This window comes from Olivibacter sp. CPCC 100613 (assembly GCF_036959255.1).
Taxonomy (GTDB): domain Bacteria; phylum Bacteroidota; class Bacteroidia; order Sphingobacteriales; family Sphingobacteriaceae; genus Olivibacter.
The window spans coordinates 75,209-98,627 of record NZ_JAWMTI010000011.1 but is presented as its reverse complement, the minus strand read 5'-3'; the positions used below and the strand labels follow the sequence as shown (position 1 = coordinate 98,627).

The 23,419-nt window shown below is 40.4% G+C and carries 20 protein-coding genes and 1 riboswitch; of the genes, 10 read left to right on the top strand and 10 right to left on the bottom strand.

What is annotated here, in order from left to right:
• Positions 1–4: 4 nt before the first annotated feature.
• The 6 genes from RYH73_RS24160 (at position 5) to RYH73_RS24135 (ending at position 7,778) form a co-directional block, all read left to right on the top strand.
• Entirely contained in the window at positions 5–958 is a 954-nt protein-coding gene (locus RYH73_RS24160; RefSeq protein ID WP_335316019.1) for a metallophosphoesterase family protein, read from the top strand.
• 4 nt (positions 959–962) lie between these two features.
• Positions 963–1,922: a metallophosphoesterase family protein gene (locus tag RYH73_RS24155; protein WP_335316018.1), complete on the top strand. Its 960-nt coding sequence runs from the start codon at positions 963–965 to the stop codon at positions 1,920–1,922.
• A gap of 91 nt (positions 1,923–2,013) precedes the next feature.
• Positions 2,014–3,174, top strand: a complete 1,161-nt coding sequence (locus RYH73_RS24150; RefSeq protein ID WP_335316017.1) for a TIGR03364 family FAD-dependent oxidoreductase — start codon at positions 2,014–2,016, stop codon at positions 3,172–3,174.
• 17 nt (positions 3,175–3,191) lie between these two features.
• Positions 3,192–4,517: a DUF5690 family protein gene (locus tag RYH73_RS24145; RefSeq protein ID WP_335316016.1), complete on the top strand. Its 1,326-nt coding sequence runs from the start codon at positions 3,192–3,194 to the stop codon at positions 4,515–4,517.
• A gap of 129 nt (positions 4,518–4,646) precedes the next feature.
• Positions 4,647–5,897, top strand: a complete 1,251-nt coding sequence (locus RYH73_RS24140) for a PQQ-dependent sugar dehydrogenase (RefSeq protein ID WP_335316015.1) — start codon at positions 4,647–4,649, stop codon at positions 5,895–5,897.
• A gap of 240 nt (positions 5,898–6,137) precedes the next feature.
• Positions 6,138–7,778, top strand: a complete 1,641-nt coding sequence (locus tag RYH73_RS24135; protein WP_335316014.1) for a hypothetical protein — start codon at positions 6,138–6,140, stop codon at positions 7,776–7,778.
• A 38-nt stretch (positions 7,779–7,816) separates the two neighbouring features.
• On the opposite strand, the gene RYH73_RS24130 is transcribed toward RYH73_RS24135, so the two are convergent.
• The 5 genes from RYH73_RS24130 to RYH73_RS24110 form a co-directional block, all read right to left on the bottom strand.
• A complete protein-coding gene (locus tag RYH73_RS24130; protein WP_335316013.1) occupies positions 7,817–9,196 on the bottom strand; it encodes an HTTM domain-containing protein in 1,380 nt (459 codons plus the stop codon).
• Positions 9,197–9,615: 419 nt separating this feature from the next.
• Entirely contained in the window at positions 9,616–10,269 is a 654-nt protein-coding gene (locus RYH73_RS24125) for an NAD(P)-dependent oxidoreductase (protein WP_335316012.1), read from the bottom strand.
• Between the two features lie 65 nt (positions 10,270–10,334).
• Positions 10,335–11,177, bottom strand: coding sequence for a 4,5-DOPA dioxygenase extradiol (gene ygiD, locus RYH73_RS24120; RefSeq protein WP_335316011.1), 843 nt, complete (start codon positions 11,175–11,177; stop codon positions 10,335–10,337).
• Between the two features lie 57 nt (positions 11,178–11,234).
• The gene (locus RYH73_RS24115; protein WP_335316010.1) at positions 11,235–11,897 is read right to left on the bottom strand and encodes an NADPH-dependent F420 reductase; all 663 of its coding nucleotides are present in this window, start codon (positions 11,895–11,897) and stop codon (positions 11,235–11,237) included.
• A gap of 193 nt (positions 11,898–12,090) precedes the next feature.
• Entirely contained in the window at positions 12,091–12,615 is a 525-nt protein-coding gene (locus RYH73_RS24110; RefSeq protein ID WP_335316009.1) for a Crp/Fnr family transcriptional regulator, read from the bottom strand.
• A gap of 152 nt (positions 12,616–12,767) precedes the next feature.
• On the opposite strand from RYH73_RS24110, the gene RYH73_RS24105 reads away from it, so the two are divergent.
• Positions 12,768–13,547: a DUF4197 domain-containing protein gene (locus RYH73_RS24105; protein WP_335316008.1), complete on the top strand. Its 780-nt coding sequence runs from the start codon at positions 12,768–12,770 to the stop codon at positions 13,545–13,547.
• A 261-nt stretch (positions 13,548–13,808) separates the two neighbouring features.
• On the opposite strand, the gene RYH73_RS24100 is transcribed toward RYH73_RS24105, so the two are convergent.
• From RYH73_RS24100 to RYH73_RS24090, 3 genes are all read right to left on the bottom strand, one after another.
• A complete protein-coding gene (locus tag RYH73_RS24100) occupies positions 13,809–15,095 on the bottom strand; it encodes a voltage-gated chloride channel family protein (protein WP_335316007.1) in 1,287 nt (428 codons plus the stop codon).
• 75 nt (positions 15,096–15,170) lie between these two features.
• Positions 15,171–15,235: riboswitch (Fluoride riboswitch) on the bottom strand.
• A 92-nt stretch (positions 15,236–15,327) separates the two neighbouring features.
• On the bottom strand, positions 15,328–17,610 hold the full coding sequence (locus RYH73_RS24095) for a GH92 family glycosyl hydrolase (RefSeq protein WP_335316006.1): 2,283 nt from the start codon (positions 17,608–17,610) through the stop codon (positions 15,328–15,330).
• A 283-nt stretch (positions 17,611–17,893) separates the two neighbouring features.
• Positions 17,894–18,928 carry a metallophosphoesterase gene (locus tag RYH73_RS24090; RefSeq protein ID WP_335316005.1) on the bottom strand — a complete coding sequence of 345 codons (1,035 nt, stop codon included), beginning with the start codon at positions 18,926–18,928 and terminating at the stop codon, positions 17,894–17,896.
• An 820-nt stretch (positions 18,929–19,748) separates the two neighbouring features.
• Between RYH73_RS24090 and RYH73_RS24085 the strand changes: the two genes are divergently transcribed.
• The 3 genes from RYH73_RS24085 (at position 19,749) to RYH73_RS24075 (ending at position 22,158) form a co-directional block, all read left to right on the top strand.
• Complete coding sequence (locus RYH73_RS24085; protein WP_335316004.1) at positions 19,749–21,428, top strand: GMC family oxidoreductase; 1,680 nt, start codon at positions 19,749–19,751, stop codon at positions 21,426–21,428.
• 108 nt (positions 21,429–21,536) lie between these two features.
• Positions 21,537–21,854 (top strand): DUF6157 family protein, encoded by a 318-nt coding sequence (locus tag RYH73_RS24080; RefSeq protein ID WP_335316003.1) that lies wholly within the window; start codon positions 21,537–21,539, stop codon positions 21,852–21,854.
• A gap of 10 nt (positions 21,855–21,864) precedes the next feature.
• Complete coding sequence (locus RYH73_RS24075) at positions 21,865–22,158, top strand: hypothetical protein (RefSeq protein WP_335316002.1); 294 nt, start codon at positions 21,865–21,867, stop codon at positions 22,156–22,158.
• A gap of 38 nt (positions 22,159–22,196) precedes the next feature.
• On the opposite strand, the gene RYH73_RS24070 is transcribed toward RYH73_RS24075, so the two are convergent.
• Together RYH73_RS24070 and RYH73_RS24065 are read right to left on the bottom strand one after the other, a co-directional pair.
• Positions 22,197–22,784, bottom strand: a complete 588-nt coding sequence (locus RYH73_RS24070) for a suppressor of fused domain protein (protein WP_335316001.1) — start codon at positions 22,782–22,784, stop codon at positions 22,197–22,199.
• 140 nt (positions 22,785–22,924) lie between these two features.
• A complete protein-coding gene (locus tag RYH73_RS24065; protein WP_335316000.1) occupies positions 22,925–23,347 on the bottom strand; it encodes a nuclear transport factor 2 family protein in 423 nt (140 codons plus the stop codon).
• Between the last annotated feature and the right edge of the window lie 72 nt (positions 23,348–23,419).

The window sequence follows — 23,419 nt, the reverse complement described above, 5'->3', positions numbered from 1 at the left end:
GCTAATGAATAATCAAAGAAGAAATTTTTTAAAAGAAGCAGGGTTATTGTCTGCTTCTTCGCTGCTCGCGCTGTCGAGTTTAAAGGCCTTTGCTGTTGAGAAAGCCGAAAAACATAAAAAACGTGCCTTGCGGATTGCCCATCTGACAGATATCCATTTACTCAACCATACTAATCCGAAAGCGGCCTTCGCTAAAGTGCTGAAAGAGGTAAATACCTTGGGCGATAAGCCCGACTTTATTATCAATACCGGTGATTCGTTAATGGATATGAATCATAAAAGTAAAGAAGAGATAACTAAGCTCTGGACCGCCTGGGATGAAGTGGTTCAGCGCAATAGTTTACCCATTAAGAGTTGTATCGGCAATCATGATGTCTGGTATCTCTCTCCTGAACATAAAGAATATGAAATCTCAAAACATGATGAACATTACGGGAAACAGTGGATTAAAGAAAAACTGGGGTTACCCCATGAATATTATACTTTTGATAAGCATGGATGGCGCTTTATCGCGCTTGATAGCATACAGTATATGGCTGAGCGAGGTGGTTATACTTTTGGAGAAAAACAGCTCGGGTGGTTAAAAGATCAATTGCTAAACACACCTAAAAATATGCCGGTGCTGGTTTTTTCGCATGTACCCATTATATCAGTCACGCCGCTACTTTATGCCGCACAGCGAAAACCTGTTAACACACTGGGCTTTCCGGGAGGCGATCAGCACGTGGATATGATGGAGGTGAAAAAAATATTTAAAGAAAGCGGCAACGTAAAGGTCGCCTTAAGCGGCCATGTGCATTACGTAGATCAAGTGGATTATTTAGGGGTTAATTATTATTGTGGTGGTGCCGTTTCCGGAAACTGGTGGGATGGTGTTTTAGATGATTTTCCGCCGGCGTATTCTATCTTGGATTTATATGAAGACGGCTCCAGTTGTTATGAAACAATTTATTATTGATGGTATGAAGAGAAGACATTTTATACGAGATTCTTTTGTTCTGGGGACCTCAGCTCCGTGGTTAACGAAACCGTTTTCCGCGGCGATTTCGCAAACACCATGGAATAAGCACAACGTCCAATTACGTTTTGGCGTGTGCGCCGATTTGCATCACGATCTGATAAAAGATGGTGTCGAACGTATTGAAGCATTTACGCAATCTATGAACATCGAACAACCTGACTTCGTTATACAGATGGGTGATTTTTGTACGCCTAAACCGGAAAATAAGCTGCTCATGCATGCCTGGGAGAAGTTTTTAGGGCCCAAATACCATGTTATCGGTAACCACGATGTGGATGGAGGCTTTACACATCAAGATATTATCAAATTTTGGAACATCTCAGGTGCCTATTATAGCTTTGATTTAAACGGTTATCATTTTGTTATATTAAATGGAAATGAACGCCGATCGCAAGATGTTTCCAGGTATCCGAGATCTATTCTAAAGGAGCAATACGATTGGTTATCTCAGGATTTGGATGGCACGTCCTTCCCCATCATCGTTTTTTGCCATCAAGGGATCGATAACGATTTAGATGGGTTGATGGAAGGCAACATTATTCGTTTATTGTTCGAGCGAACGAATAAAAAGGCGCGCTATCGAAAAATTCAACTTGTCTTAAGCGGTCATCATCATGAGGATTATCTGAATTGGTACAATGACATTCCTTATTTACAGATTAATAGCATCGCTTATCAGTTTGCTCGCACTGATAGAGGCTATCGTTTTGCGCATACGGTCGAGCCGATATGGGCGTTCATCACTATTTTGAATAATGGTATGATCATCGTAAAGGGAAGGGAATCAACCTATATCGATAACCTCAGTAGTGAAGAACAAAGTTATTATAGAGGTTATGCAACGGTTCCACATATTTCAGATCGTGTAATCCCCTATCCAGGGCAATTACCTTATTATTAACAAAAATTTAATGTAGAAATTGTTTATTAATAATAAACAATGTTTATAATTGTGGTATAATATATTAAAGAGTATTTAACCTGTTGAAAGAATGCATATAAAATTTGATCTGATCGTTGTTGGAAGTGGTATATTGGGGACCTTTCATGCTTATCATGCGCTTCAGAAAGGACTGAAGGTACTGTTATTTGAGAAAGACAATTATCCGGTTGGCGCAACGGTACGTAACTTTGGTCAGGCAGTGCCTTCAGGTATGGTTGATCAATGGTTTCAATATGGTGTAAGGGGACTTGAAGTATACCGGTCGATTCAAAACGAGTTTGATATTTCCGTACGCAATAACGGCAGCGTTTACATCGCTTCTGATCGTGACGAACAAAAGCTGATCCATGAGCTGAAAGCACATTATGATACCATCGGCTATCCTTGCGACTTGCTGGCAGGCAATCAGGTGTTGGAAAAATATCCCGCTATTCAACCATCTTATGCAAAAGAAGCACTCTTTTTTCCACAAGAAGTCAGTTTGGAACCTGATCGTATGATTCACCGAGTACATGCTTATATGCAGCATCATTTCGCGAATTTAACGCTCCAGTATAATACCCCGGTAATAGGTGTCGAACAATTAAATGAGGGTGTTTCTGTGAAGGTATCGAATGGAAAGTCTTACACAGGAACAAAATTGGTCATTTGTAATGGAAACGAATTTAAATTACTTTTTCCGGATATTTTTAGTGCGAGTGGACAATTGGTGAGCAAATTACAAATGCTCCGTACCGTTCCGATGCCCGAAGTTGGACTGGAGGGCAATGTGTTGACGGGTTTGACCATAAGGCGTTATGAAAGTTTTGAAAAGTATTGCCCTTCGTTTCACCAGGTCGATACACCTGATCATTATCAAGAGCTTCAAAAATGGGGTATCCATATATTATTCAAGAAGGCAGTCGATGGAAGCCTGATTATTGGGGATTCGCATGAATATGCTCACGCCGATCAGGTGGATGATTTAGGTTTCCAAATTAATGCATATATCAACCATCTAATGCTGAATGAGGCACAACGTATAGTCAATTTTGATGTTCGAAAAATCAATAGTAGTTGGGCCGGGTATTATCCGCAGCATCCCGAGAAAAACATCGTTGAAATAGACGTAACGGAAAATATTCACATCCGTACTTGCATTGGCGGTAAGGGGATGACCGCTGGAATAGGGTATACCGAAGCGAGCATACAGCAGCTCTTCAAACAGTAAGTCTAAATGTTGCTTTAATGGAAACTACAAACAAACGTAACGTGACAGCCTGGCTATCGCGAAGCCCGGATATTGTCTTTATTTTATGGTGTTCCATCGCTGCCTTTGGGGCCTATTTCTGTATGTATGCCTTCCGTAAACCATTCAATACCGGGCATTACGAAGGCTTACATCTTTTTGGTATGGATTATAAATCTATTCTTATCATTGCGCAGGTGTTTGGCTATATGCTTTCAAAATTTATCGGCATTAAGGTTATTGCTGAATTAAAACGAAACCAGCGAATTTGGTTGATTATTTTTCTGATATTGATGGCTGGTCTCAGCCTGCTGTTGTTTGCGCTTGTCCCGTTTCCCTCTAATTTTATTTGTTTATTTCTGAATGGCCTTCCGCTAGGAATGATTTGGGGTATTGTTTTTAGCTTTCTAGAGGGACGACGGTTTACCGAGCTATTAGGTTTTGGTTTAAATATTAGTATTATCGTTGCATCCGGTGTGCTCAAAACAATTTATTTTTTTATCCAACAACAAATCCACATTTCCGAATTTTGGATGCCCTTTGTTGTTGGGGGCTTGTTTTTTCCATTCTTTCTCCTATTTGTGTGGATGCTCTCCGTGATACCGGTTCCCAACGAAAAAGACCGCCTGCTACGTACGGAAAGAATCCCTATGGACAAAAAAGCTAGAAAACATGTAATGATGCTTTATGGAGTGGGCGTGGTCGCAGTCGTTATAGTATATGCACTTTTAACTGTTATGCGCGATTTTCGTGATAATTTTTCTGTAGAAATTTGGGATGAAATCCAACCAGGGTATGAGGGGACTGTTTTTGCTACAACGGAGATTATTAGTAGCATCGTGGTGATTCTATCCGTTGGTTTGATTGCCTTTATAAGGAACAACCACAAAGGTTTCCTTTGCACGCTTATATTAATGGTTTTTGGTGTGCTCTTAAGTGGTACAAGTACCCTTCTCTTTCAACTACATTATTTAAATGCCTATTCTTGGATGATGTTATTAGGGATTGGTTTGTTCCTTGCTTACACTCCGGTGCAAACTGTCCTTTTTGAACGAATTATCGGGCTGTTCAAACTGAAAGCAAATGCCGGTTTCTTTGTTTACATCTGTGATGCAGTGGGTTATCTTGGAAGTGTATCGCTTCTTTTAATTAAAGAATTCGGATTGCCCGGCGTAAGGTGGTCGTCTGTGTTAATTTACTTTTCTTACGCCATTACACCTATTTGTTTGCTGTTGCTGCTTACCGTATTTATCTTTTTCATGGGAAAGCTACCGTTGAAAAAAAAACGAACAGCTTCTTATAAAGCAGATATTTCATTTGAATAATTTATGCACGATGTGCAACATAAAAAATACAAAGTGGCATAGGTAGTAATTGCTGGATATTTTTAGTTTTACATTTTTAACCTAAAGTATTTAGGTGTCGGAATAATACTAAAACAAACAGCTAGAACAATGTTTAAAAATTTTGCAAAAATGGCGGGTGTTGCTGCATTCGCGAGTATGTGTGTTGCCTGTTCATCGCCCGTGAAGAAAGAATCAAAACCAGCCAACCTTACCTTGGCCCCTGGTTTTTCTGCAACGATCTTTGCGGACTCGCTCGGTGCAGCGCGTCACATCTCCGTTAGTCAACATGGAGATGTATATGTTAAATTAAATCATTTAAAAGAAGGAAAAGGGATCTATTGTTTGTCGGATACTGATGGTGACGGGATCGTGGATAAAACAACGGCATTCGGAGACTATACAGGCACGGGTATTCTCGTAGATCAGCATTACCTATATGCTTCCTCCAACACAACCGTATTTCGGTATCAATTGGATGATGATCAGCAAGTGAAAGATGTCGACCATCCCGAAATTATCGTGGATGGCCTGGTCGCCCATGCGATTGATGGCGCAAAACCATTGGTAATCGACAGTGAACGAAATTTATACGTTGCAGTTGCTTCTTATTCGGACGCATGTGGGGACGAAACAGAAGACGGAAAATCTTGCCCTTTGCTGGACTCGGTTGCCGGTATATGGCAATTTAAAGCAGACAAGCTAAAACAGGGTTATGGTGATGGGGAACGCTATGCAACAGGACTAAAGGGGGTGATGGGCTTTGCTTGGAACGGAGTTTCGAATTCGCTTTATGCTCTACAGCACGGTAGAGGGAATTTCCATGAAAAATTTCCGCAATATTTTGATGCAACCTATTCCGCAATGTATCCTGCGGAAACCTTGTATGAATTGACAAAAGGTGCCGACGCCGGCTGGCCTTACGTCTATTATGATCATATTCAACATAAAAAACTGCTTGCTCCTGAATTTGGTGGAGATGGCAAAAAGGAAGAGAATGATAAATATTTGGATCCCGTTTTAGCTTTTCCAGCTCACCTTGGGCCAAATGCCATGCTCTTTTATACAGGAGATATGTTTCCTGAAAAATATAAGAATGGTGCTTTTATTGCTTTTCATAATCAATCCACTGAACTACATAAGGGGTTCTGTGTTGCTTTTGTACCCTTCAAAAATGGCAAGCCAACGGGAGATTGGGAGATTTTTGCCGATGATTTTGCGGGGATTGATCTGAAAAATCCCACAGGCCCGAGTCAACATAGGCCCTGTGGACTAGCACAAGGCCCTGATGGTGCATTGTATGTTAGCGATGATCTACAGGGAACGATTTATAAAATTACCTATACGAACGCTAAAGGATAACAACGCTTTAAAATCAGCGTACTAAGGTGTCCACTAGATGATTTATCGTGGTGGATACCTGGGGATTTCGGTTTAATACACCGATGAAAGTGTTTATAAAATAAATGTTCTTTTTTTAAAGCGATTTCCCTGTATGGATACCTCGCTTTTTCTCTATTTGGTATACTATTTATTATACAAATCGGATTGACTTAAACTAGAATTCCTTTTATTTCGTACTTAATTTTCAAAGAGGCAGTAATGCAGACGAACAGAAGGAAAAGAATAATAGCCATTACCAGGGAAAGTATTAACGTATATCAAAGTAAAAAACGATTTATCTTATTATTAACGGGACTGCTAATAGGCGCAGGGGCCATTTATATGTTTCTCCTGATTCGTTTGGCACCAGCGAAAAATCAGGCGATAGATTCACAAACAACACACAAAAGTGCTTTACTGCTATTAGAAGACAGCGTATCCGTTGCTAACAAGCAACTTTTGCAATTAAATAAGGCCATAGATCAACAAATACATGCTGAAAAAAATGCATGGGGGGCTATGCAAGAAAATAAGGCCATTGAAATTTCGAATACGAATAAGCAACTGATCATACGGAAAATGGAGGCCGTTTTGAAGTATTTGAAAACACCGCTGAATCAGTTTAACCAGTTACCCACTTATTTCATTAATAATACTGCGCTCGAGCAGCAAATAAAGTCTTATAACGACGAACTGATGAAGTTACAAACAGCTTATAAGGAAAAATCACCCTATGATACTTCTTATTTTGCTTCTCTTGAACTCTCGCGCAATGATCTTATCAATAAGTTGGAAGCAGAAAAAACATTGCTCCTTAAACCAAATCAAAAGCCAAAAGCGAAACGATTTAATGCGCCACAGCCATCGGAAAATTTGATTGCTATGTTTAATGAAAGAGATTCAGTCACTGAAGTATACTCGGATCTGCTTCAACGCTATCAGAAGCGACTAAGCCAGGTGCAAGTAAACGATTTAATGGATTCATTAACCAAACCGCAATTTCAAACAACAGCGGTTACCGATGTGGAGTCCATCTATTTGCCGCGCGAAATGCCAAAGTGGTTATTGACTGGTCTGCTACTTGTTGCGTCTGTCGGAATTATACCCTTTTTTGTTGTGTTTCTTAGGAAATATAAGTCGCCATTTGTTAAACGCCCAGCCGATATCGAGCTATCGGGGCGAACGGAGGATATAGTGTTGGAACTTAATAAAGAGGTAAATCAAGAGCTTGTTGCCTTTAATTATGAACCCCTTATTCGGGCAGTAGAAAACCTGGGAACTTCACATAAGTTGGTTACATTCTACTCGGTTGATGCGGAGAGAGAACAACATGTAATCAGTACACAACTTGCGTCTCTATTAACGAAACTTGGAAATAAGGTGGTATACATGGATCTTTGTACGCAATTTGGTCAATTGAGTACAAAGAATGAATGTACATACGAGTTAACCGATTTTATCGAGCATACCACCAATATCGCACACCATGTGCTTCAAAAGGCAATGGAACAGAAAGAGCCGGTAGTTATCAAAATGGTTAAAACCGATGCGAAGCAGCATGAACCAATGTTGCACGACTATTGGAGTTTGCAACATTTTTTTGCGAACACTCGGTTACGGGAAATGCTTGCGGCGTTTAAGCAATACTTCCACTATGTCGTTATCAGTACACCCGATTTTTTAGCGGTCGACTCTTCCTTGCTTGCTGTACCCCAAAAAGATATAAATATTCATGTTTTTAAGGCCGGATCCACCACGCGGAGATCTGCAAATTTGTTGTGTAAGCTCAATGGGAATGATCCTACTCCCAGTCTTAGTGTTATCGATTTTTCCAAACCACCGGCACGTAGTCAAGGTTAAATTTTTGGAAAAAGTCATATGCCGGAGATTTTATTGTCTTAAAAAGGTAGGTGCTGCTTTGGAAGAGCGTTCCCTGTCCCGTAAATTGCTTCCGGAGCTTCTAAAATCCAAGATTGATGTGAGAAATATTGCCAGGGGATGGCTGCTAAATCGACGTTCGTGTTAAGGAAAGGAACATAAGGACTGCCATTGACAGAGATTAGACTATGAGCAAAAACGGAAATCTCTTGTCCTTTTTGGCGGTATACTTCTTTTAGATGCCGGGCAAATTGCCAAATAGCATCGGGAGCTGTACTTAGGAAATGAATTTGATGAGGAGTTAAATACGCCTGCAGACGCACGATCGTTCTCTCGTTGGTTTCTTTATTAACAACATAAAAAGTTATTCTGCCCGATTTTCGCCTTAACATCATACGCCATGCTAAACGATGTCCTTCTTCCGTCCATAATACATCGCCTGCAATTAAATGGTGGCGTAAAGGTAAATAGCATTGCCAGACTAGGTAAAAAATAAGAACGAATGAAATGCAGGCCTTGTGATTTTTAACCGGTGGTGCCATTGATTGAACGTCAGTTATCGGAGCAAAACCGAATCTTTTTCTGATTACGTGTGGGGGATAACAAAATATCGCCAATGCCAAAGCAAAGTAGGGGAAAATACCGATATGTAAGGTGATTGAATTAAAGATATGAAAAGTAACCGCGGCAATAAAAGCTATATTGCGCGTGGGTTTCCATAACAAAAGGGGAACAATGAGCAAGTCAAATCCGATGCCAAGCCAAGATAAGAGCCGAGCGAAGCCTCCCGAAGAAAGCAAATCGGAAAACGTGTGCCAGGAAAAATGAGCGTTAAACCAATTGGCGGAATCTGAAAGGCGTAAGTGCAGGTACTGTCCATTGTACCATCCCGGATATAATTTAGCGATACCGGCAAAAGTGTATACAATTAACAGCTGCCCAATAAATAAATAACGCTGCCAGCCGAACATGCTTTGCCGATGTACCGTGCGTTTATGTTTAATGTCAAATGAGTATGCCTGGTGGGCGGGCATAAAAACCATAAACCATGCGATGAGCATCAATAAATAATAATGATTATTATAATTCGACTTTTGCATGAAATAAACGAGTGACCATCCCAAACTGAACAGCAGCATGCTAATCCGATATCGGTAGCCCAGGGCAATGCAAAGACCGCATAGTCCGAGTACCGTAAATAAGTAATACATCGTATCCCCCAATAAAAACCGGGTCCATTCAAAACCCAAAAAAGTAAAGATGAATTCGGGGGCAACGAAGGTTTCCCTTACCCAGCCGGTTGCAATAGCGCCCCAGCATTCCAATAATATTAAGACTCCAAAGAAAATCCTAAAAAGGACCAGTTGGATATTGTCGATTTTTTTAAAAAGCCACGGCATCTATATGATATCTTCTGCGATCAAACTTACATAACAGATATTATTGTGCAAAATTTGTAGCATAGGTTTCAGGTCATTGCTGTCGTAATTGGTTGTGAGTTGCCGGTTGCGAGTTGTGAGAAGGGTCCGCGCCTTTCGAAGAATGGACGATGTCAAAAGCCTGGAAAGGGGAACCTGTTAAGAAGGATTATCACGTGGATTTGTAATTTGAAGTTCCACCATTAAAATGTTTTAGCAGAATGTTAAAATATGTTAAAACGCCAAAAAAATTTTGCAGAGAACGTTCCCGATGTTATCTTTGTGTCATCATAATTTAGGTTTATAATTGGTTAGTAAAGGTCTTCAGTCTCCCCGATTGGAGACCTTTCGTTTTTAGCGCTACCACCCTTAAAAAGGAACTGATGCCCTCTCTTTTTAGCTTAGTAAGCCACCGTGAAGCGTTGTTTAATGTGTTTCGGATGTAGTGCCTCGTCAACAATGGCTACTGCTAGGTCATCTACTGTTATCCAACTTCTACCGTTTTCATCGACAACAGGATAATCCGTGCCGGTACGATACAGACCCTTGCGTTCTCTCGGTAAGCCTTGATGCATTTCGGGAGCGGGACTTAAAAATGTCCAATCAAGTTCTTTTTCTTCTTTTAAGATATTCAAATAATCACGGGCTGCTTTAGCACCTGGTTTCCAATCGGTCGGAAATTCGGGTGAATCAACAATTTGCAAACCTTCAGCTGCGTATAAGCTCCCTGCACCTCCAACGACCAATAATCTTCTAACTCCTGCTTTTTTAACACCGTCCTGAATAGCTTTCGAACCTTTGAGGAAATCATCGTATAAGTTCGGGTTTGTCCAACCGGCATTATAAGCACTGATCACCAAATCGAAGCCCGCTACGACTTTTGCGAAATTTTCCGTATCCAATACATCTACCTTAGCGCGATGCAACTTTTCGTTCTGAATATCCAGTTTAGACGGATCTCGTAATAAAGCAGTTACTTCCTCTCCGCGATTTAATAATTCATTTAAAATTGTTTTGCCTACAAATCCAGTGGCACCAATTAATGCAATTTTCATATCAATCAATGTTAGTTTTATTTAATATATATCGTTCAATTTTTACTCACTTTCTGCCTTCCGCTTTAATCCTTTTCACTAAAAATCACAGATGTCATGGTAAGTGACCCCCCAACAACATAATCATTAAAAAAATGCGCTTCGTCTTTTTTTCCCTGTAACGCGAGCGTATAGATTAAAGGATAGTAATGGTCAGGTGTTGGAATGGCTAATGAAGCTTCTTTGCCAAGCTGTTCATAACGTATTAAATGCGCGTGATCACCATTTGTAATTAAATCTTTAAACGTATTGTTCATTTGTACAGCCCAATCATAACCATAATTTGTTTCGTGCATATGCTGCCAGGAAACCATCCGTAAATTATGTACCATGTTTCCGCTCCCGATGATAAGCACGCCCCTTTTTCGAAGCGCATAGAGCTGAGCCCCCAGATCATAGTGATAAGCAGCATCTTTCGTATAGTCAATGCTCAATTGCAATACAGGGATGTCTGCCAATGGATACATATGCCTGACGACGGTCCATGCACCATGGTCCAAACCCCAATCATGATCGAGTACTACCGGTGTCTTCTTGATGAGTTTGGTAGTTTCCTCGGCGAGTTTGGGATTACCCGGGGCCGGGTATTGTACATCGTATAAGGCTTCTGGAAATCCGCCGAAGTCATGAATCGTCTTTGGAGCATTCATAGCGGTAATTCCTGTCCCTTTCGTTAACCAATGGGCAGATATGACTAAAACACTTACAGGGGTGGGAATTTTTTTTGCAATGTTTCGCCAATTTTCACTATAAACATTATGTTCAATGCCATTCATGGGCGAACCATGGCCAATGAAAAGCACGGGCATAAGTTCACCATTCGGTGCAAGTGAGTTTGTGTATTGATTAAATGCGCTTAACGTATTCATTTAAGTCCTTTACATGTTTTGTTATTACTTTTTCTATCTTAGGGTGTCGGTGCTTCATTAATCGTGTAAGATTTTCCATCCTGCACGCCAGTTATAATGATTTTTTATACCTAATTGCATCAAAAGAATCTGCATGTTTTCCAGCGTCCTCCTTGTTGCTAAGTTTCCCGCAATAACAGGCTTGAAGCCAACTTCTTGAACAAGTGCTTGCGTCTGCTTTAAAGCTTCCTCATCATTGCCAGCTAAGAAGCAGTCTGCTCTTTGGCCTGAAAATATCGGTTGACCAAAGTTGGCGGCGAAAGTAGTATTAAAGGCCTTTACCACTTTGGAATGGGGTAGAAGGGCCTGCAATTCTTCAGCCGCGCTATCGTGCTCCGATAGTAATGATCCTTGGAAATCGGGTGTTATCGGATTGGAAATGCTGATAACGATTTTGCCGGTGCTTACCGCCTTTATTTTGCGTGCTAATTCTTTCTCTGCTGTATAGGGGACGGCTAAAACAATGATATCCGCTTCCCAACTGGCATCGATCGGACATAAAATCCAGTCCGCATCTACTTCTTTATGGATTTTCTGAACTTGCTCATATAAACTTTGAAGCTTAACCTCATCAGTTCCCATAAGCAATAAGCGATATGAACTCTTTGCCAAGCTCTTCGCTAAAGCAGCGCCCATTTTTCCGGTAGCTCCAACAATCGCAATCGTTTGTTTCGTCTTCATGCTTCCTCCGTCTTTCTAAAACAAAGGTAGCGACAAAGAAATCCTACTCCATTGATATAGAATAAGAAATTTGATTGATATAGATCAAGGGTAGGACAAAGGCAATAAAGGAGAAGGTATAAGTTTTACATGATCCACCATAAGCTGAGGGCCAATAACCAATAACTAACAACGAATAACGAGCAACCAATAACTAGCCCTTCTTCAGCAATTGTTTTCTAATCCGACTTAAGGTTTCGGGTGTCATACCTAGAAAAGAAGCTAGCATATGCTGCGGCACGCGCTGACCAAGGTTTGGATGCTCAGCGATAAAGCCGAGGTATCGTTCTTCTGCCTGTGTGCTCAGTGTGCAGGCAATTCGTCGTTGCATACTGATCAAACTATGTTGCATCAATAGGCGCATGTAACGTTCCATAGAAGGTATGGCCTGTAGCATCTCTTCCATACGGGGTTGTGTAATAAGCAGCACTTCTGCATCTTCCAGTATATCAATATCGTAGCTGGCGGGCAAGCCCGTCAGGAAGCTGTAATTATCACCTATCCACCAGCCCTCAGAAGCAAATTGAATAATATGTTCACTTCCTTTATCATCGACTTGATAGGATCGCAACATGCCCTTTTCAACAAAGGCAATATACTTACATACATCGCCCTGTTGTAACATATACTGTTTCTTGCGATATTTTTTTGGGATGAAGAACGTTTTTAATCGTTCCATCTCCGTTTCTTGAAGCGAAATTTTTTTACTAATGTGTTCAAATAGTACCTCGAACATAAATTATATCGGAAAATGAAAGCAATATATTAAAATTTCAGCGAAGAACTTTCTTATATTTAGCCCGAATGATGAAGATATACAATTTCAAAAACATGAAAAGAGCCCTTAAAATTCTATCCTTGATGCTGTTTGGTCTGATCCTTTCTTTGAACCTGCAAGCCCAGAGCATTTTTGAAAAAGTAAAAAAGACAGTTGAACAACATACGAATACAGATAGTAGTACAAGCAATCAATCGAATAGTAACAGTAAAAGTGCGGTGGAGAATTTAAGTACTACGGATGTTTCAGGAGCACTCAAACAGGCACTTAATATCGGTGTTGAAGAAGGAATTAAGAAATTAGGAACTGAAGACGGTTTTTACAAAAATAGTCTTGTTAAAATTTTATTACCTGAAAAATTGCAGAAAGTGGAATCCACCTTGCGGATGATGGGGATGGGAAGTCTAGCAGATGAAGGAATTAAACTCTTGAACAGAGCGGCAGAAGATGCCGTGACAGAAGGGGTACCTATTTTTGCGAACGCCATAACGTCCATGACTTTTGACGATGCAAAGAAGATTCTTCTAGGAACAGATACAGCCGCTACCAGTTATCTAAAGGGCAAAACTTCTACACAGCTTTACCAGGCTTTTGAACCAAAAGTTGAAAATTCGTTAGGTAAGGTAGGCGCAGATAAGGTATGGAATCAGATCATTACAAAATATAATAGTATTACCAAACAAAATGTTACGCCCGACCTAAACCAGTACGTAACCGAAGAAACATTGAGCGGTGTATTTAAAATGGTTGCCGAAAAGGAAAAAGGTGTGCGCGATAATGCCGCGTTCAGAAGTACGTCACTGTTGAAGAAAGTATTCGGAGCCCTGGATTAACCTCCACGCTTTGTAAATTAAGCTTCAGCGATGATTCTGGTACTTCCGGAGGTCCTTCGTCTATCAGCAGAAGTTTGCTGCTATTTCAGTATAACATAGGTTAATAAACTTAAAAAAGAATCATAAAAAGGATATCGTTACGGGGAACGTACGATGGCATTATATACGTTTTGATGAAGAAAACCAGGGTAGCGTGTACTATCTGTTTTGCTTTACGGTTTACGCTTTCTTCAACGTCATTAACCTATTTCTTAGATCACATTATTCGGAATCCAATTTCTTGATGGCCATCTTTTGTGCACTATAGATTCCATTATGTCCACTGAAAAAATAAGCCGTATAACAAGCGATGGCGAAGTAGAGTACATATTCTCCTCCGAACAGCTCAACGCCCATAATAGTACAAGCCAGGGGAGTATTGGTGGCACCGGCAAAAACGGCCAGAAAACCTAAGGCAGCAAAAAGACTGACGGGTGCATCTAATAACGTTGATAAGGTATTTCCCAAGGTTGCTCCAATATAGAATAGCGGTGTCACTTCGCCACCTTTAAAGCCGCTGCTTAGGGTGACGCTGGTATAAATGGTTTTCCACAGCCAACTCCAGGTATCAGCCCCGCCAGCTTGGAAAGCGGATGGGATGGTAATCGCGCCATTATATTCCGCATCAACACCTAAGCTCAAATAATCGGGTTTACCTAAAATAAATGTTAAGAGAATGATCGTTAGCCCACCCACCATAGGCACAATCCATGTTTTAGAAAAAACGCTCAGGAAAAAATGCTTCATCCTATGGACCATTTGCGCAAATAATAAACTGGCTAAACCAAAGGCAATTGAGGCGATTACAACTTTTATTAACAGCAAAGGGTTCAACGAGAAATAGGCGTCAAAATAATTTGGAATATCAATTGCATCGATCCGGTAACTCGTATGATGGACCTGCCATGCCGAAACGGTAAGGTCGCCGATAAGGCTTGCCACTAAGCAGGGAAAAACGGCTTGGTATTGAATGCGTCCGATGGTTAACACTTCGAGCGCAAAGATGGCACCGGTTAGTGGTGTACCAAATACGGCACCAAAACCTGCAGCTACACCAGCGGTCAATAGAATACCGGTTTCTTTTTCGTTTAAACCAAACCACTTACTGAAGGCTTGTGCTATACTTCCGCCTATTTGCACTGCCGTACCTTCTCTGCCCGCGGATCCCCCAAAAAGATGAGTAACAACGGTACTTAATAGTACCAGGGGGGCCATGCGTTTAGGAATGCCGCCGCCTGGACGGTGAATTTCATCGATAATTAAATTATTGCCCCGTTCTGCATTTTTTCCGTATAATTTATAGGCAAAATGAATAGTTAAGCCCGCTAAAGGGAGCAGGTAAAGTAACCAAGGGTGTTCAAAACGGAAGCGGATGGAGAGATGAAGAGCCCATAGAAATAAGGCCACCATACTGCCTATCGCAATAGAAACAGGTAATATAATAAAGGTCCATCGCAGTAAATTTTTAAAAATGCGAACCTGTTCAAGCGAGAAGATTTTATTTATCATGATATACAAAGCTATGTGTCCACTTTACATGAAATACCAGGCCCACAAGAATGTGACCTACTGATATTCTCCTGTTATTTAGTAGACACCATCAGCTTTTTAAGGCGGTTCAATCGGAAGGCATCATTTCCGTTATGCAAACTTAGAAAAAATATATGATACAAAGAGCCTGTTTAATGATTATTAGCCGAATTTTAAACAGGCTCTTTGTAAATCAATTAAACTATCCTTTTTATTCCATTTCAACAAATGAACTACTAACAGAGAAAGGCCTGTCTTCTTCTTTTACTCCTCTTTCCTTATTCGGATCAGCACCCATCTCTAATGATAGGATACCCCCATTGCTTATATCTGCGTAGCGAATATAGTTTTTTGAATAGGGTTGTCCATTTAATGAAACTTTTTGTATGTATACATTGTCGGTGTTATTGTTATCCGCTTGAATAATAAATTCTTTCCCATTTTCTAAACTAATGGTGATTTTATTAAATACCGGGCTTCCCAGGACATATTGATCGGTTCCCGGACAAACACTGTAGAAACCTAGCGCACTTAATACATACCAGGAAGAGGTTTGTCCTTGGTCCTCATCACCGGGATAGCCGTTTTCTGTGCTGTTGTAAAGCTTGCGCATGACTTCACGTGCACGATATTGTGATTTCCACGGTTGGCCGGCGTAGTTGTACAGATAAACCATGTGTTGGATGGGTTGATTACCGTGTGCATATTGCCCCATGTTGGCCATCACCATTTCCGTCATTTCATGAATCAAGCCGCCATAAGTACCTACATTCACGCGGTTCGGTTCGGTAAATACGGAGTCTAGTTTAGCAATAAAATTTGCATCTCCACCTAAGAGTTTAATCAGTCCCTTTGTGTCATGGAAAACTGACCAAACCCAGTGCCAGGCGTTTCCTTCAGTAAAAGGACCACCCCATTCGGCGGGATCGAAATTGCTGTTCCAGTTACCATTTTTATCTCTTCCGCGCATAAATCGGGTTTTGGAGTCGTAGACGTTCCGATAGTTAAACATTTGCCGTTTGAAAATGTCCGTGTAAAAGGGCTGATCGGTCATTTTTGCCAATTGATAACCGCAAAAATCATCGTAAGCATATTCCAGCGTTTTGGCCGTAGCCTCTCTTACTTCCGGGTACGGAACATAACCCAATTGGTAATATTCTTTCCATCCATCCCGACCGTTGGCCGGCCCCCAAGGGCCTTTGTTGGTCGCTTCATGTAAATAGGCTTCCAGTGCTTTTTTAGGGTCAAATGTATGGATGCCCTTAGCCCAGGCATCGGCCAACAAAGAAATGGCATGATTGCCTATCATACTGCCTGCTTCGCTTGGAAAAGACCAAGAAGGCAACCAACCACATTGTTCATAGGCTGCGAGCAAAGCTTGCATATATTGGCCATGCATCGTAGGGTAAAGTAATGCGTTCAATGGAAATTGTGCCCTAAACGTGTCCCAAAAACCAGTATCTGTAAACATATGGCCCGGATACACTTTTCCATCATATGGACTGCAATAATAGGGTTTACCGTCCTTATCGTACTCAAAATACTGACGGGAAAAAAGACTTGCTCTGAAGAAGCAGCTATAAAAGGTCGCTTTGTCTTCTTCACTGCCACCTTCCACCTTAATTCTTCCCAAATGCTTATTCCAAATAGTAGCCGCACGATTTTTGGTTACTTCCAGCTTTTTATCACCTCCCAGTTCTCTATCTAAATTAAGTTCAGCCTGCTCTTGACTGATATAAGAAGAGGCTACTTTAACTTGTACAGTTGCACCTGGTTTGAACACTAAATAAGCACCCTTTCCATCACCTTCTGCTTCCAAAGTCCGTGCATCGGTCGTGTTTTCCCTGTTCTCCCACGTGCCATAATCAAGAAACGGCTGATCAAACTCGGCCACGAAGAAGCTTTTAAAACCCTCTTTAAATCCGCGGCCATTATGCACATAACCGATGATTTTCCGCTCTTTCGGTAATATCTTTACCAAACTATAGCCTGTATATCCATCAAGTACCAAAAAGGCTTTATGACCTTTTGGGAAGGTAAAGCGTAGATGCGCTCCTCTTTCTGTTGGAGCCATTTCAGTTTGGATATGATTATCCATTTTTACCTGATAGTAATAGGGCTTGGCAATTTCCTTTTCATGTGAAAATCCCGTCGCTCGCTTTTCTTCGTCTACCTGTAGACTGTCAATCGTTGGAAAAAAAGAAAATACAGCATAATCATTTGTCCATGAACTGCACTGATGCGCTTGTTGAAAACCTCTTAAAGTCTTTTTAAAATACTGGTACTTCCAACCGTCTCCATTTTTTCCGGTTTGTGGCGTCCAAGTATGCATACCAAATGGCAATGCTGTTGTTGGATAGGTATTCCCTCGTGTTAGTTCATGTTTTGAATTCGTTCCTTGCAGTGTATTCACATAATCGGCAGGTCGCTTTTCTGCTGCCGTTAATCGCAAAGAATAAGATAAAAGAAATAATGTAATTGTTTTTAGTTTCATGACGGTTTTTTGGCTATTTGTTGTTTGTTATTGGTTATTTGTTGTTGGGCACAAGGTTTGTCTATATGCCCACAGGCAGATGCAGTGGAAAGCCAACAACCCAAAAGTTGCAAGCTACTGCCTAAAAAGCCTCTTCAAATATAATAAACCGTTTTAGCATTTCAGGGATTTCACTTAAAAAAACATTCGTTTAATACGAATACCGTAACATACAGCACATGTGAAATCCCTGTTTAGCTTCCCCTTAATTTTTATGTTAACCCAATCGATAGTGCCGAAGAACTTAAGCTGTTCTTTTCTTCAAGGTAATTACACTGATTTCGGGCCAAATACCAACTCTTCCCGAGAATCCAATAAATCCAAAACCACGATTTACATTAATATATTGCGCTCCTTTATTATACAATCCCGCCCATTGGTTATAAATATATTTAACAGCACTCCATCTAAAACCCGGAATTTCGATACCGAATTGCATGCCGTGTGTATGACCCGCTAATGTTAAGTGTACAGGTCTGACGTGTGGTAGGATTTCAGCTTCCCAGTGTGTTGGATCATGTGATAATAATACGGTAAAGCTGTCTTTGTCAACAGTAGACATGGCTTTTTCCAAGTTACCGTATCGGGCAAAATTTTTACCCCAGTTTTGTACACCTACTAAGTTGATAAATTGACCGTTTTTTTCCAATTTGACATGTTCATCAAGCAATAGGCGGAAGCCCATCTCTTTTTGCATCGTTTTTAGCCGATTCAAATTAGCTGTTTTCGCTTCTGGGGAGGGCCACTCCGTATAATCACCGTAGTCGTGGTTTCCCAAAATAGAATACACACCGAATGGCGCATTTAAACGGGCAAATAAACTTTGCCATTCATCCAGTTCGATCGATTCGTTATTTACCAAGTCGCCCGTAAACACTAACAAATCACTTTGTTGTTCATTTGCCAATTCGACTCCTCTTTTCACCGAGGCATGATCTGTAAAGCTGCCGCAGTGTATATCGGATAATTGGGTAATCGTAAAATCGTTGAAAGCATCCGGGAGATCGTCAAAAAACAAAGTATGATGATGTACTTTATACTGATATTTACCTTTTGACATGCCATAAATAATTGCCAAAAAAGGAATAGAGCTAATGCCCAGTATAATTTGCCCGATAAATTTTCGCCTTTCGGGGTAAGGAACATTATTTTTGAAGTTCCACGCATAACTTCCCAAACGGCTTACGTCTTCTAATAAAAGAAAAGGAAGTGCTAATAGTTTCGGAATCAAGGTAAGTAAAACAAGACCAACCAGTATAAAAATATACTTGGGGGGCATTAGTTTTGGGCTGACAAACATCAAAAATAAAATCACCGCGATCAGGAGAATATCAAACAGCCAGTAGGCCCAGTGAACTCCATATCTGGTGGCACTTGATAAGCTCTGAGTAACGGATTTTAAGGATTGAAAAAAGTAAAAATCCAAAATCAACCAAATTGGTATGATAAATAATATTCTACTGAACATTCGTTTAATTTTTTAATGTGTTAGACGTACAAGGTAGGAAAATGTTGTAGCATGTAACAAGAAATTTAGATTGACAGGATGAGAAATGAAATTTACGTTACATTCTTCTCTCCCTATGTGATCCACATCCATGTTCTATGCTGGCTATATTCGCACTAGATACTACTATAGAAGAGCAAGGAAGCAAGGACGAACTGAGGAGAGACATTAAGGGTAAGGTGGACTTGACGTGGACTTAACGTGGAATTGTATAGTCTTAACGGGATGTGGGAAAAATCAGTTGTGAAGGGGTACAAATTTACAAAAGAAATGGTGTATCATGATGATCCGGTGTTTTTATTTTTTTACAGTTGCTACATGAAATAAAAAAATAAGTAGTTTTATTGGGTTATCAAACAATTGTTTCCCATTGTAAAATAGCAATATGGTTAATAATTACGCTCAATCTTTTTGTGTATTAAAGCCAAATTTCTTATGTTTGAAAGAGACAATTTCTATTTAATAAAACCAATATAAATATCATGGACTTTGGTCATAAAAACTTGCAAGGGATTTTTAATACCGATAAAGCCAACGTTGGCATTGCTGTTTTATGCAGAGTCTATTACCCTCTAAACTAAACATTTAAACCATGACACAGAAAAATTACGATGCCATTGTTATTGGGTCGGGCATTAGTGGCGGTTGGGCTGCCAAAGAACTTACGGAAAAAGGTCTAAAAACGCTTATGTTGGAGCGAGGGCGGAATGTGGAACATGTAAAAGATTATACATTTGCGGCAAAGGATATTTGGAATTATCCTTATCGAAACAATCGAAGTCAAAAAATGTTACATGATCATCCGATACAGGCACGTTATTGGCCCATGACAGAAGGTAACGTAAATTTTCTTGTAAATGAAATTGATAATCCTTATGTAGAAGTCAAGCGTTTTGATTGGATCAGAGGCTATCAGGTGGGGGGAAAGTCGCTGATATGGGGACGTCAGAGTTACCGTATGAGTGATATCGATTTTACTGCTAATTTGAAGGATGGAATAGCAGTTGACTGGCCTATCCGTTATAAGGATCTCGCCCCTTGGTATAGTTATGTGGAACGTTTTGCAGGTATCAGTGGCAATCGCGATGGTATCGATATTTTGCCCGATGGCGAATTTTTGCCGCCAATGGAGCTTAATGTAGTGGAAAAAGAAGTGGCGGCCCGGATAAAGAAGCATTATAATCAACGACGTGAAATGATTATCGGTCGAGTCGCCAACATTACAAAACCCTTGCCTGGAAGAATTAATTGCCAATATCAAAATCAATGTGGCAATGGATGTAATTTTGGGGGCTATTTTAGTACCCAGTCATCTACTTTGCCGGCAGCCATTAAAACAGGTAATTTAACGGTTCGACCTTGGTCGATTGTTATGGAGATTCTTTATGATAAAGAGTCAAAAAAAGCGAAAGGTGTGCGAATTTTGGATGCTGAAAATGGACAAACTTATGAATATTTCGCGAAGGTGATTTTTGTGAATGCCTCTGCACTTAACTCAGCCTGGGTATTAATGAACTCTGCAACTGATTTATGGGAAGGTGGATTGGGAAGTAGTTCTGGAGAACTAGGGCATAATGTGATGGATCATACACTTGGTAATGGAGCGAGAGGGGTCGTAGAAGGTTATACAGATAAATATGTTTATGGTAGACGCGCGAATGGCGTGTATATTCCACGTTTTCAGAATATTGGAGATGATAAGCGTTCTTTTATCAGGGGTTATGGTTATCAAGGAGGAGCGGGAAGGGGGGGATGGCAAAGGTCCATTGCAGAATTAAGTATTGGTGCTGCGCTGAAGGACGAACTATGCGAACCAGATGCCTGGTCGATCGGTCTTACGGGTTTTGGCGAAATTTTGCCTTATCATGAAAACAGGGTATATATCGATAAAAATCTGAAAGACAAATGGGGTTTGCCCGTGCTAGCAATGGATGCAGAAATTAAGGAGAATGAAAAAAAGATGATCGATGATATTATAAAAGAAGGGAAAGAAATGCTCGAGGCCGCTGGTGTCAAGGACGTAACAGGATACAGCAGCGTATTTGCGATGGGCCAGGGTATTCATGAAATGGGTACAGCAAGGATGGGAAGAGACCCCAAAACATCGGTATTAAACGAACACAATCAAGTTTGGGATGCGCTCAATGTTTTTGTAACCGATGGCGCTGCCATGACATCTTCAGGCTGTGTGAATCCATCGTTAACGTATATGGCGATGACCGCACGAGCGGTTTCTTTTGCGGTAGATGAACTCAAGAAGGGAAACCTTTAATACGATTTCTGCTCCTTGTCATTCAACCTGTTTTTTGCTACTTTAGTTGATCCAAACATGAAGAAGCGAAAGGAGTCGTGTTCTTAAACAATAGCATAAAAAGTACAGATGAAAATACATACGACTAACTACCTAAATACCTTTATAGCAGTGGCGGATGATTGTATTGCAAAAAAAGGGGAAATTCCTCCAGAAAAAAAATCGGGGAAGACGCTTGCCAATAGGCAATTTGACCTTATCATGAAGCATCCTTACCAATACACATCGGATGATGTTTTATTTCAATGTTTTGCTCAGAAGAGCGATTTGAAGGGGAATCTAACGATGGCGAGAACAGCTTTTTTTTCAAAAGGGCAGGCCTGTTTACGATCTTCACCGCTTGCAAAGCGTTATGGATGGGGTATTCACAGTGCCTCGTCTACCTAATTATTTCAAGATGGCTAAACAAGCTAAAACACGCCGTACTTGTAAGCAAGGACATACCTATTATAAAAGCAGCGACTGTCCTGTATGTCCTGTTTGTGAGCAACAGCGTCAAATTGAGGAAGATTTCCTCATTGCGATCGCTGCGCCGGCTCGAAGAGCGTTGGAAAACCAGGGTATTACCAGCTTGGATAAATTGGCTACTTTTCGTGAAAAAGAAATTCTTAATTTGCACGGTATGGGGCCAGGGTCAATTCCAAAACTTAAACAAAAGCTCCAAGAAAAGGGCCTCGCGTTTAAAGCATAGAGCTGTTTCGGCCAAAATGGACCTCTATTGATAATCAACTATAAAATGGATGGTCTATGGAGGTCGGTAATATTAATTTCTTTTTCCATGAAGAGCTTTTCAAGTGCCTCGAAGCCATGCTTTTCTCTATACTTACATTCAGCATCAGAAATCGGGATCAGCAATAAAAAATAAACCTTTTTTGTTGCCAGTTTCATTTGCTCGAGTTTTTCTTGCCACATTAGAGGTTCAACAAAAAGGAGGTGCTTTAAATGGGTATTCTCGTGATATAGATCGATTACGTTCTTAAATACAGATCCCGGTTGGCAAGTCCATTTGTTCTTTGTCACAAAGAAACCTGCGGACGACAATATATTAGCCCATTTACTACCGCTGTTATTGCCTGCCATGATCAGTTCAATAGGTACGTTTTTCAACGATCCATTGTTCATTTCTATTTCATTCGGGTAGTCCGATAGGCCAATCGTACAATAGATTTTATTTTTTGCATCCAATGGATCAATACAGTTTAATATGTGGAGACTGTTCTCTCTGTTATCATCATAATAGGCATAAACTTGTGGATCTATACCAATGGCGGCAGCTACTGCATGGGCTAGCTGAATGTTATCTTGACTGGGAACCATTTAATCGTGTATATACAGATAAGCTGATATGTATTTTCGTGGCGTAAAGAAATGATATTTTCTATAAAAAAGCAAAATGAATGAATCGCTTTACAGCCAAAAATATAAAATTAAGCACAATATTGTCCAGTCTTGTCCGGTTAACAGTGCTTTTTTGTTTTTCGATAAATGGCACTTATTCCCGAAAAGTCCTGTATTAAAGTAATCGCTGCAATCAACCGATCTACCATGCTAATAATGTAAACATAAGGTCTATAATACGTTTGTCCCGTGCTAACCAAGGTGAAAATATTCTCACCCACAATGATTACTCGATCGTCCCGCATAACAAAAGCAGATGGCGTTAATCGCTGGAAAATAGCGACTGACGGCAGCAAATTTGTATAAAAATCAATAACATTCTGTTTGCCTTTGAAAGTCCCGCTAATAGGTGTACCCGCAGGAATGGTGGAATGGAAGATTACATCTTCTGCTAAATTGTTGAATATTGGCCGCATATTGCCGATCTGGTCCGCCTCGGTGTAAATGCTTTTTACGATATTCAGGGCTTCAATCTTGTCCATGGCGATAATTTTAATGAGTGATTATTACTTATCATGTTCAACGCGTTACAAAATAAATGATCGCTTCCAAGA